General features: G+C 40.7%; 10 protein-coding genes and 2 pseudogenes. 8 read left to right on the top strand and 4 right to left on the bottom strand.

Annotation, left to right across the window (positions count from 1 at the left end; translation table 11 throughout):
- The coding region (locus V7K42_RS25120) for an IS630 family transposase (RefSeq protein ID WP_334919967.1) at window positions 1-564 on the top strand (564 nt) is incomplete at its 5' end.
- An 80-nt stretch (window positions 565-644) separates the two neighbouring features.
- Here the strand turns inward: V7K42_RS25120 and V7K42_RS25115 are convergent.
- Window positions 645-1,829 carry an NAD(P)H-quinone oxidoreductase subunit H gene (locus V7K42_RS25115; protein WP_179067814.1) on the bottom strand — a complete coding sequence of 395 codons (1,185 nt, stop codon included), beginning with the start codon at window positions 1,827-1,829 and terminating at the stop codon, window positions 645-647.
- Between the two features lie 448 nt (window positions 1,830-2,277).
- On the opposite strand from V7K42_RS25115, the gene V7K42_RS25110 reads away from it, so the two are divergent.
- The 5 genes and pseudogenes from V7K42_RS25110 (at window position 2,278) to V7K42_RS25090 (ending at window position 5,299) form a co-directional block, all read left to right on the top strand.
- A complete protein-coding gene (locus V7K42_RS25110; protein WP_334919966.1) occupies window positions 2,278-2,631 on the top strand; it encodes a hypothetical protein in 354 nt (117 codons plus the stop codon).
- A gap of 195 nt (window positions 2,632-2,826) precedes the next feature.
- A complete protein-coding gene (gene rsmH / locus V7K42_RS25105; RefSeq protein WP_334919965.1) occupies window positions 2,827-3,732 on the top strand; it encodes a 16S rRNA (cytosine(1402)-N(4))-methyltransferase RsmH in 906 nt (301 codons plus the stop codon).
- A 206-nt stretch (window positions 3,733-3,938) separates the two neighbouring features.
- Window positions 3,939-4,157: pseudogene (locus tag V7K42_RS25100) on the top strand (MotA/TolQ/ExbB proton channel family protein); the annotation flags it as partial.
- Window positions 4,158-4,227: 70 nt separating this feature from the next.
- Window positions 4,228-4,434, top strand: coding sequence for a glycogen debranching protein (locus tag V7K42_RS25095; protein WP_334919964.1), 207 nt, complete (start codon window positions 4,228-4,230; stop codon window positions 4,432-4,434).
- Window positions 4,435-4,741: 307 nt separating this feature from the next.
- Entirely contained in the window at window positions 4,742-5,299 is a 558-nt protein-coding gene (locus tag V7K42_RS25090; RefSeq protein WP_334919963.1) for a methylmalonic aciduria and homocystinuria type D protein, read from the top strand.
- A gap of 138 nt (window positions 5,300-5,437) precedes the next feature.
- On the opposite strand, the gene V7K42_RS25085 is transcribed toward V7K42_RS25090, so the two are convergent.
- From V7K42_RS25085 to V7K42_RS25075, 3 genes are all read right to left on the bottom strand, one after another.
- The gene (locus V7K42_RS25085) at window positions 5,438-6,421 is read right to left on the bottom strand and encodes a leucine-rich repeat domain-containing protein (protein ID WP_334919962.1); all 984 of its coding nucleotides are present in this window, start codon (window positions 6,419-6,421) and stop codon (window positions 5,438-5,440) included.
- Window positions 6,422-6,579: 158 nt separating this feature from the next.
- Window positions 6,580-7,341: a leucine-rich repeat domain-containing protein gene (locus V7K42_RS25080; RefSeq protein ID WP_334919961.1), complete on the bottom strand. Its 762-nt coding sequence runs from the start codon at window positions 7,339-7,341 to the stop codon at window positions 6,580-6,582.
- An 89-nt stretch (window positions 7,342-7,430) separates the two neighbouring features.
- Window positions 7,431-8,447, bottom strand: coding sequence for a potassium channel family protein (locus V7K42_RS25075; RefSeq protein ID WP_334919960.1), 1,017 nt, complete (start codon window positions 8,445-8,447; stop codon window positions 7,431-7,433).
- Window positions 8,448-8,583: 136 nt separating this feature from the next.
- Between V7K42_RS25075 and V7K42_RS25070 the strand changes: the two are divergent.
- A pseudogene (locus V7K42_RS25070) lies at window positions 8,584-9,170 on the top strand (Uma2 family endonuclease).
- A gap of 499 nt (window positions 9,171-9,669) precedes the next feature.
- Window positions 9,670-10,950 carry an aspartate aminotransferase family protein gene (locus V7K42_RS25065; RefSeq protein ID WP_334919959.1) on the top strand — a complete coding sequence of 427 codons (1,281 nt, stop codon included), beginning with the start codon at window positions 9,670-9,672 and terminating at the stop codon, window positions 10,948-10,950.
- Window positions 10,951-11,368: the final 418 nt, after the last annotated feature.

Raw genomic sequence — 11,368 nt, 5'->3', positions numbered from 1 at the left:
ATCGAAGCAGGAAAGTTGAAAGTATTAGTGCTTGATGAGTGTCATTTAATGTGGGGAGATTTAAGTGGATATGTCTGGGGAAAAACTGACCAAGAGATAGCAGTGAGAGTTGTTAATGTCCGCGACAAACAGACGTACTATGGGGCAGTTGACTATCTGAAGGGAGGCTTGCTACTGAAAGCATATAATGCAGGTAATTCAGAAAATACGATTGATTATCTACGTTATTTATTAGATCAGTCCCCCAATCAAAGATTACTTCTTTTTTGGGATGGTGCTTCTTACCATCGTTCACATCTGGTTCAAAACTTTTTAGGCGAGGTAAACCAAGATTTGTCTCAAGAGCAGTGGAGAATTCACTGCGTCCGCTTTGCTCCTAATTGCCCATCACAAAATCCAATTGAGGATATTTGGTTACAAGCTAAAACCTGGGTGCGGCGTTTCTGTGCTTTGATTCCTTCGTTCTCGCATCTCAAATGGATGTTTAAGTGGTTTCTCCGACACACTACCTTTGATTTTGCTACTCTTCAAATGTACGGAGCTTTTTCAGAAATCAAATATTAGTCCTATAGTTAAAAACTCATTGTAAAAAAAAGAGCAGTTGCATAATACAACTGCTCTAAAAATACTTAGATAAATATTTTCTACCTATCCACAGACCCCATAATTACGTCAACACTACCGAGAATGACCACAATATCTGCAACTTTCATGCCGCGCAGTAAATGTGGAACAATCTGGAGATTATTGAAATCTGCTGCGCGAATTTTCCACCGTGCAGGGAAGACATTATCATCGCCAACTAGATAAATTCCCAATTCACCTTTGCCACTTTCGACACGAGAGTAGATTTCACCCTTGGGAATCTTGAAGGTAGGGGAAACTTTTTTACCAATAAATTGGTAATCAAAAGCGTCCCACTCAGATTTTTTACCTGCGGCTAAACGCTTCGCTTCCAGATTTTCGTAAGGGCCGCCAGGAAGTCCTTTGATTGCTTGGCGAATAATCTTCACAGATTCGCGCATTTCCCGCATCCGCACCACATAACGGGCAAAGCAATCACCGGCAGTTTCCCACTGTACATCCCAGTCAAAATCGTCGTAACATTCGTAATGGTCAACTTTCCGCAAATCCCATTGCACGCCAGAAGCGCGTAACATTGGGCCAGAAAGTCCCCAGTTAATTGCTTCTTCTCGCGTGATAGTACCAATACCCTCAACGCGTCGCCGGAAGATGGGGTTATCGGTTACTAAACGTTCGTACTCATCAACTTTAGGTAATAAGTAGTCGCAGAATTCCAGACATTTATCTACCCAACCGTAAGGTAAATCAGCCGCTACTCCACCAACGCGGAAGTAGTTATTATTTACCATCCGATAACCTGTGGCTGCTTCCCACAAATCATAAATCATTTCCCGTTCCCGGAACTGGTAGAAGAAGGGAGTTTGTGCGCCTACGTCAGCGAGGAAGGGGCCAAACCACAGCAAGTGGTTAGCGATGCGGTTCAACTCCAGCATAATGACGCGGATGTAGCTAGCCCGTTTGGGAACAGCGACACCTGCAAGTTTTTCTGGGGCGTTAACAGTGACGGCTTCGTTGAACATTCCCGCCGCGTAGTCCCAGCGACTAACGTACGGGACATACATAACATTAGTGCGGTTCTCAGCGATTTTTTCCATTCCCCGGTGCAAATAGCCGATAACTGGTTCACAGTCAACGACATCCTCGCCATCCAGAGTCATGATTAGCCGCAGAACCCCGTGCATTGAGGGGTGGTGTGGCCCCATGTTTAGCACCATTGGTTCAGTGCGGGTTTCTAGTCTGGTCATAGATTTTGTGTTCTCCGTTCGTGAAAATTTTGAATTGAACCGCCTAAATGCCAACCACAGCCGATTTATCTAGTCTGCCAAAATGAGGTTTGTAGGGGCAATCTATATAATTTTGACTCTACAGGGTTATGTTGGAGAGAGGATAGCAGCGCAGGAGTTGTAATTGTTTCATTTCGTTGCACCTCTTCAATTATTATAGGGAAGCTTGATATGTAAGGGATTGAGGCACAGGTTTTTTTTCATGTAATCTCTTTTTACATTTAAAATTTTGATGTTGTTAAATCCTCTTAAATCTTGTATAACTTAGTGTCTAAGCAAAATGGTATGTATATAGCCAAAAGCTATTTAGATTTATAAACAGACTCGCTATCAGTACAGAGAATGTGACAAAAGCATCATTATTAAAATTTATATTTTAAAAAAGCTTTAATTATTTAGGGGTTGTTAGATGCAAGAGAAAAACAATAACAGTATATATGAACAAGTACACTTAACAATAACTTGGCTAAATGAAAGAATAAATCTTCTTAAAGAGCGTTTAGAGGAAAATATTTTAGAAGGAACCAGTGAAGATTTAGTAGATGCTGATAATTCTGTAGCGAGGAAGGAGATTATCAGAAAAAATTTAATACAGTATATTGAAACTAAAAATGAAATTGACTTTTGTAATGACTTGAAAAAGCAGCTGTTAAAGGATGAAGACGACTTTATCAAGGCGCAAGGGAAACCGATTGTGTTTAGTCAGTTATTGTTAAACTCGGATTTAGATAGTATTCCTGACTCAAGGCTTGGGGAGGATTGAGTAAGATTTTTCTCTATGTACTCTGGTATTTATGTAGACTAATTTCTTAGTCTACAGCTTTTATTTATCAACAGAACTTACGCAAAAATAGCTAAAACGCTTAATTCATCGAACCGCCAAATCGCCTTTGCGTAGCGTCTCGTAGAGAAGAATTCCTAGAGTATGCGTAAGCCCTAATCAAAATTAAAGTTAAAGATGAAATCAGATTCACAAACACCGCTAGATATAGAAGAACTAGCTTTTTCTCATATTTCCGTGTTGGGTCGGGAGGTTATTGAGGGTTTGGCGGTGCGTCCAAGCGGACATTATTTAGATGTGACCGTAGGCGGTGGAGGTCACAGCCGTTTGATTTTAGCAGCTGCGCCAGATGTAAAATTAACGGCGATTGACCAAGATGAGGATGCTTTAGCAGCAGCGAGGATAGAATTAGCTGAGTTTGGCGATCGCGTACAATTTATCTATAGCAATTTTGCTGACTACGAATTTCCCCCTAATACTTTCAATGGTATTCTCGCCGATTTGGGGGTAAGTTCTTACCATTTAGACCAAGCAGAAAGGGGTTTCAGCTTTCGCCAAGCTGCAAATTTGGATATGCGAATGGATCGGGGGCGATCGCTAACTGCTGCTCATATCATTAATAATTGGGATGAGGCAGAATTAGCTGATATTTTCTTTAAGTACGGCGAAGAGAGATTATCGCGGCGCATTGCCAGACGTATTGTCGAACGCCGACCGTTGCAAACGACTACAGAATTGGCTGATGCGATCGCTTCTTCAGTCCCTCCAAAATACCGTTATGGCAGAATTCACCCAGCAACTCGGGTTTTTCAAGCTCTGCGAATTGTCGTCAACGACGAGTTAAAATCTCTAGAAACCTTTTTGGATAAAGCCCCAAAAGCCCTTGTCCCTGGCGGTAGAATTGCGATTATCAGTTTTCATAGTTTAGAAGACCGCCCGGTGAAGCATGGTTTAAGAAATTCACCTTTGTTAAAGGTCTTGACAAAAAAGCCGATTATTGCACAGGAAGAGGAAATTGGGAAAAATCCGCGATCGCGATCGGCCAAACTAAGGATAGCTGAAAGATTGCTGAATGTTGAGTAAGGGAATGAGGAGATAAAAAAGCAGTGAACGGAAGAGACAGAGGTAGTTTTTGATTCTCTCCAATGCTTACCACTTGCCCTAAGCGTTCGCGTAGCATCTCGTAGAGAAGCCGAAGGGATGCCCAATTCCCTAAAAGAACAATCTGTTAATCTAGCGTTGTTGGTAAGTTAAAAAAAGTAGATGGAAATTAGTAATCTGTTTACAGCATGTGGCCTCTGCTGGCATTCTCTTTGTTAGGCATGGCGCTGATTATCGAACGGATCGTATTTTGGGTAAGGATAAATAATCGGCAAAACAAAGTAGTGCGAGAGCTGCTACAGCTTTATCGCCTTGATAATGTAGTTAGTGCTTTAGATAAGTTGCAAAAGAATGCTGATTTACCAATCGCTCGAATTTTTTTAGCAGCTTACCGATTTTGCTCTCCAATTTTTGCCTCTAATAGTGTTCTAAAATAACAAATAGCTTTTTTCAATACAGTTTTCGAGGGAATATTCCATGACTATTTGGGTAAATGAGCAAATTGATCCGTCTGGGATGATTCATGCCTGTATTGCCACTTGCAATGAATCTCAAGCCAAAGATTGTCATGATTCATTTCAGAATAATTTGACCGAAAGGCAAAAGGCCGCAGGTTGGGTAGCGCAATTGCGGACAGTTGATTCTTGGGATGAAGTACCGGTGAATTCTTTAAAACTCAATTAATTGGGTGAGATGGAGTTCATTTTTTGAGGTTTTGATCGAACAAATTTCAGGAGCGTAGGCGTAGCCGCTATATGCATCGCTTGTCTACGATACTCTGCATCTATGCCAATAGCTACAGCGATCGCAGTAAATTCCATAAGCACAGGTTAATAAAGGATAAAATTCGGATTAAAATTCTCAAATTATTAGCAAATGCTTCTAAAAAAAGTAATATAAAAGAGGAAAATGATGATTTTTCGGAACTTTTAAGAGCTATCATCTATACCGTAGATTGAATTAAAAAACTTGTATAAGCCGAATCAATTTAGTGAACTATCCCAAAGTTTACACTTCGGAGCAAGCCTGTCCTATTAATTTAGTTGGTGAAACTGGACAAGCGGTTCAAATTTCAATTCATGCTCCCAGTCAATATATCTGTGCCAACTGCGAACGGATATTACCAGATTGGAAACGGCAGCCATTTTTAAGAGTAGTGATTGTCTTACAGCGATCGCGTTATCAATTAGTCAAAAAGACGGCAGAAGTAGAGTCAGAGAAAGAACGCTTACGAGAAAAGTTTATGCGATTTGGCTGTGATTTAGCATTTAATCTGCGCGATCGCGGCTATTTAACTGACCTGATCGACCCTCGTACAGGCTATCCTTTACTGTCCCACCCCGGAGCAATTCCCCACGATGACACAGCAGTTGTCAAAGCCTTACTTAACTATCCAGTGATTAAAAATCAATGCCGTGTACTAGTGCATCCTGAATGGGGTGCAGCAGTTTATCCTAGCATTTTGATATCAGAAGCTCCCCCAATTTTGATCGAATGGGCTACAAAAGGTATAGCATCCATGCATGGGTGGAAAGAAATTGATTATTAGTCATTAGTCATTGGTTATTTCTCCATGAACCGCCTCATCCATATATATTGGAAATGAGGAAAATAAAAAACATATTCTGCTGTCTTTAGAGATTAGGACGTGCTTAAAAAGTCAGTTTGACGGCTGTCAATTTTGGCGTTAATCAAATTGACAAATAGACTTTGGTTTTACAGGACAATTTTTTGGTGCGATCGAGTTATTCTTAATATTAAGAAACGTCAATTTTTCCAGAGCGGATAAAGGCTTAATATTGCTGATTTTATTTGAGTTAAGGGAGAGTTCAGTCAAATTAGTCAGAGCAGATAAAGGCTTGACATCGCTGATTTCATTTGATTCAAGAGAGAGAATAATCAAATTGGTCAGAGCGGATAAAGGCTTGATATCGCTGATTTCATTTGAGTTAAGGTAGAGATAAGTCAAATTAGTCAGAGTGGACAAAGGCTTAATATTGCTGATTTTATTCTCGCGCAGGGAGAGAGAAGTTAAATTAGTCAGAGTAGAGAAAGGCTTGATATCGCTGATTTTATTCTCGCGGAGAGAGAGAGCAGTCAAATGAGTCAGAGCAGATAAAGATTTGATATCGCTGATTTCATTTGTGCCGAGGTCGATAGAAGTCAAATGAGTCAGAGCAGACAAAGGTTTGATATTGCTGATTTCATTTATGCCAAGGTCTATAGAAGTCAATTTTGTCAGAGCAGACAATGGCTTGATATCGCTGATCTTATTTGAGTGGAGAGAGAAAAAAGTCAATTTTGTCAGAGCAGACAATGGTTTGATATCGCTGATTTCATTAAAATTGAGGTCTATAAAAGTCAAATTAGTTAGAGCAGACAATGGCTTAATATCGCTGATTTCATTTGAGCCGAGGTCAAGAGAAGTCAATTTTGTAAGAGCAGATAATGGCTTGATATCACTGATTTTATTTGAGTTGAGGTTAAGAGAAGTCAAATGAGTCAGCTTTTGGTTAGCCTGGTTGCAACTTTGAGTTTGGGCTTTTTCTAAAAGAACCTCGATTGTATGTTTTGTCTGTGGAGGTAAAGTTGATTTCTGCTGACACCAATCTGTAAAGCTTTTGGGAGTTGCAAGAGGAGCAGCAATAGTCTGTGTGGTGTAAAATCCCAAAGTAAAAGTAAATATTGTGGCGATGCTTAATGTAAGTTTAATTGTGATTTTTATTCTTGATTTAGTAGACTATTGGCTAATTTTTATATTGAATCAATCAGTAAATGTATAGCATCTATACATGGGTAGACCAAGTGATTTACTAATTTCACTTGCAGCTAATCAAACTGACAAATAGATTCTGGTTTTACAGGACATATTTTTGGTGCGATCGGGTTATTTTTAATAATAAGAAAATTCACTTTTAACAAAGCGGATAAAATGTTGATATTGTTGATTTTATTTGATTCCAGGTCGAGATAAGTCAAATTAATCAGAGTAGATAAAGGCTTGATATCATTGATTTCATTTGAGTCGAGATTTAGAAAAGCCAATTTCTTAAGAGCGGACAAAGGCTTAACATCGCTGATTTTATTGAAGTTGAGGGAGAGAAAAGTCAAATTAGTCAGATTGAACAAAGGCTTGATATCGCTGATTTCATTTAAGCTGAGGAGGAGATAAGTTAATTTTGTCAAAGCAGACAAAGGCTTAATATCACTGATTTTGTTTGAGCCGAGGAAAAGAGAAGTCAGATTAGTCAGATTGGATAAAGGCTTGATATCGCTGATTTTATTGAAATTGAGGGAGAGAAAAGTCAAATTAGTCAGATTGGACAAAGGCTTGATATCGCTGATTTCATTGAAGTCGAGGTCGAGAGAAGTCAAATTAGTCAGCTTTTGGTTAGCCTGGTTGCAATTTTGAGTTTGGGCTTTTTCTAAAAGAAACTCAACTGTATGTTTTGTCTGTGGAGGTAAAGTTAATTTCTGCTCACACCAATCTGTAAAGCTTTTGGGAGTTGCAAGAGGAGCAGCAATAGTCCGTGTACTGTAAAATCCCAAAGTAAAAGTAAATATTGTGACGATGCTTAATGTAATTTTCATTGCATGATATTATACTTTCAAAGTATGCAATTACACTATACAAGCATTACTTAAAAATCAGTATAAAAAAGTAGTCAAGGGAAATAAAATCAGCTATTTTTCGGTCGTCGCAATTTTTGAGAACCAATTGGGCCGAGAATTTGGTTGAGACTACGCAACTGTTCTGCTGTACCCATACCAATTAGCCGATCGCCTGGCATTAACACCGTATCGCCTGTGGGGCCACCAATTAAAGTCCCATCAGCGCGGCGAATTGCCAGAACTAATGCCCCAGATTGCGATCGCAATCTTGCTTTTTGTAAACTCTGACCCACAAAGGGACAAAAAGCCGGGTCTAGTAAAAATTCTTCCATATACAACTGACGGTCTGCACCGGTCAAAATCCCGTCTACAAAGTCCAACACTTGGGGTCTGAGTGCCGCAGCAGCCATGCGCTTCCCACCTGTAATATAGGGGGATATAACTTCATCTGCACCACCGCGTCGTAACTTCTGCAAAGCTTCTTCTGTACTTGCCCGTGCGATCACCCGAATTGCCGTATTCAGTGTTTTGGCTGATAAAACTATATATAAATTTTCGGCATCTGAAGGCAAGGCTGCAACAATACACATCGCCCGTTCAATACCAACTTTCAAAAGCGTGTCATCTAGGGTAGCATCACCTTGGAATGCTGTATAACCTTCTGTCTGCGCCCTTTGCACAGATTCCGTCTCCGAATCAATCACTACAAAAGGTACGCCTTCTGCCCGAAATTCTTTGGCAATTTGACGACCAGTCCGACTAAATCCACAGATGATGTAATGCTCTGACAGGGATTCCATTAACCGCCTCTGTTGTTGTAGCCGAATTCCCTCTTGAAAGTAGCCTTGAATGATCGCTTCTGTAAATCTATTGACAATGTAACCAATATTGATTACACCCAATAAAATCAGAGCAATTGTAAACAATCGTCCGCGGCTACCCAGTGGATGTGTCTCTCCGTATCCCACAGTCGCTAAAGTGATGACTGTCATGTAAGCCGCATCTTCCCATGCCCAGCCCTCCACTAGCCAATACCACAAAGTGCCAATGAAGAAAACACCGCCAAGAGCGATCGCCCCAGCCATTAACTCCTTTTGGATCCGCTGATATTTTTGCTCAAGTGTTGAGAATGAAGTAACAATAGTATTTTTAACCTACTTTTCTAGTTTTCTGGTAACTTTTTAGTATATTTAAACTCAGTTTGACTTTGAGGATTAACTGATGACTCAAGTCCTACAAAGAAAACTAGTTACGTTTGAAGAATTTATCACTAAATACCCTGACAACTCAAATAAACGCTCCGAATTATACGATGAAGTAGTAATTGAGATATTCGCACCGACAGGCGACCATGAGGAGATTATTTTATTTTTAATTGAGAGATTTATTTTAGAATATACCCGACTTCAGCTATCTTATGGCTGTCCCAAAACAGTATTCGTAAAACCATCTGAAAGTGAATTTGCTTATTTACCAGATGTGTTGTTGTTAAACCGCCCCAACCTAGTAAATGAACCTTTGTGGAAAAAAGAATCTACTTTTACTCAAGCAGAGTCAATTTCTTTGGTAGTTGAGGTCGTAAGTACAAACTGGAGAGATGATTATTTTACAAAATTGGGTATGAGGGAGTCGGCATCCCTGAATATTGGATTGTAGACTATGCAGCACTGGGAGGCAGACGATTCATTGGCAACCCCAAACAGCCGACAATATCGATTTATTCACTAGTTGAGGGTGAATATCAACTCAACCTGTTTTGTGGAAGCCAACCCATCCAATCACGGGAGCAATGCGATTTTGTGAGGTGAGTAAGCAGGGGAGGCAGGGGAGGCAGGGGAGGCAGGGGGAGAGAAATAATTTAAGTATATTCTTTAGCTATTTAGTAGTAAAACATACTAAAGTTTTTTCTTTACTCCCCCTGCTCCCCCTGCCTCCCCTGCTCCCCCTGCTCATTAGACGATGATCTCACTTTTTCGCGTTGCTCCCTCCAATCACCCACTTTCCCAAAATTGGATTTAACCGCAGAGCAGATTTTTAATGCTGGTAATATCTGAACGGCATTTTTTAACCGAGTAAAATACCTGAAATCCTTATCCCGACTTGGATACATTAATTTAATTTTATGCCTTATTTAATTAAAGCCACAGTTCATACTTCATTATGTAGCAAAAAATGAAGTATGAAATGTGGGCTATAAACGTTAACTTAAAAAGAAGTACGAGTTGTGCTAGATAAAAAGTAATTTTTAGGGATTTCTAGCAAACTAGTAAATAACTATATAATGAAAAACTTTCAGGAGGAGCGGTAGTGAGCCTACAAACTCTCGTTGAACAAGCCACCATCCCCCCAGATTCAGGGTCAGCATCTAGTCCTTTTGATGCAGATAGCTTTAATGAAGCTGTCATGTCTACCTACGGTCGGTTTCCCTTAGCCTTGGAACGAGGTGCTGGATGCCGGGTTTGGGATACACAGGGACGAGAATATCTGGACTTTGTAGCGGGAATTGCCACTTGTACTTTGGGGCACGCCCACCCAGTTATGGTAGAAGCGGTAACACGCCAAATCCAAAAGCTGCATCACGTCTCTAATTTGTACTATATTCCCGAACAAGGTGAATTGGCAAAATGGCTTGTAGAACATTCTTGTGCCGATCGCGTATTTTTCTGCAACTCTGGGGCTGAAGCTAACGAAGCCGCAATAAAACTGGCGCGGAAATATGCCCACACAGTATTAGACATTGAAAAACCAATAATTTTAACCGCCAATGCCAGTTTCCACGGGCGGACTTTAGCAACTGTTACCGCCACCGGACAACCGAAATATCAAAAGCATTTTGATCCCTTAGTTCCCGGGTTCCACTACGTAAATTACAACGATATTAACGCTGTGGAAGTGGCGATTAGCGAGTTGGATGAAGGCGATTATCGGGTAGCAGCAATTCTAATTGAGCCATTGCAGGGAGAAGGCGGTGTGCGTCCGGGAGATGTTGCCTATTTCAAAAAGCTTCGGCAGATTTGCGACGAAACTGGCATTTTGTTGATTTTCGACGAAGTGCAAGTTGGTATGGGACGCAGTGGCAAATTATGGGCTTACGAACATCTCGGCGTTGAACCGGATATTTTCACCAGTGCCAAAGGCTTAGGTGGCGGTATTCCCATCGGTGCGATGATGAGCAAGAAATTCTGCGATGTCTTTCAACCGGGAGAACACGCCAGCACCTTTGGCGGTAATCCTTTTGTGTGTGGTGTAGCACTCAGTGTTTGTCAGACATTGGAACAGGAAAATATTTTGCAGAATGTGCAAGACAGGGGCGAACAGTTACGAATCGGATTGAAAGCGATCGCAGCTAAATATCCTCAGCACATTGGCGAAGTTCGGGGTTGGGGTTTAATTAACGGTTTGGAGTTACGAGCCGATATTCAACTAACCGCAGCCGATATCGTCAATGCTGCCATCAAGGAGGGTGTATTACTGGTACCCGCCGGGCCAAAAGTAGTCCGATTTGTACCACCGCTAATTGTCACAGAGGCAGAAGTAAACACTGCCTTAGAAGCTGTGGAAAAGGCGATGTCTAACGACAAGCCGTAGGGCATCTACGCAACTCTTACAGCTTAGATAATCAAAAAGCGAGGATAAGTATTTGTGTCTACTTCTCGCTTTTTCTTTGTTTTATGAAAACAGAATATCAGAAGTCAGAATCTATTCTGTACGAATGGTGAATAGCGCCATTGATTCAAAACTTGCTAGTTTATTCTCGCGTGGGGACTCGCCGTCAGTAATTTACCCTCGTGGACTGCAATACTGCATTCGATCTAGCTCTTAGTAATTTACATATAGCGATCGCTCAAAGCAAAGCTATTATCACTTATTTGTCGAGAATTTTCTAGGTCTAGCTACTTGTAAAAATATCGTCGAGCGATATAGTGGTCGCAGCGTAGGAACAGTACTTTATCTTACCCTGAACGCAAATTAAGGTATCTTTAAATATATGTACTGTACATCTGCC

It is taken from the genome of Nostoc sp. (assembly GCF_036917455.1).
Taxonomy (GTDB): domain Bacteria; phylum Cyanobacteriota; class Cyanobacteriia; order Cyanobacteriales; family Nostocaceae; genus Nostoc.
This window is presented reverse-complemented; position numbering and strand designations above follow the sequence as displayed.

Coding starts and splice junctions, on each gene's coding strand:
- rsmH (WP_334919965.1), top strand. CDS start 2,827: ATGAAATCAGATTCACAAACACCGCTAGATATAGAAGAACTAGCTTTT.
- V7K42_RS25095 (WP_334919964.1), top strand. CDS start 4,228: ATGACTATTTGGGTAAATGAGCAAATTGATCCGTCTGGGATGATTCAT.
- V7K42_RS25080 (WP_334919961.1), bottom strand. CDS start 7,341: ATGAAAATTACATTAAGCATCGTCACAATATTTACTTTTACTTTGGGA.
- V7K42_RS25110 (WP_334919966.1), top strand. CDS start 2,278: ATGCAAGAGAAAAACAATAACAGTATATATGAACAAGTACACTTAACA.
- V7K42_RS25075 (WP_334919960.1), bottom strand. CDS start 8,447: ATGGCTGGGGCGATCGCTCTTGGCGGTGTTTTCTTCATTGGCACTTTG.
- V7K42_RS25115 (WP_179067814.1), bottom strand. CDS start 1,829: ATGACCAGACTAGAAACCCGCACTGAACCAATGGTGCTAAACATGGGG.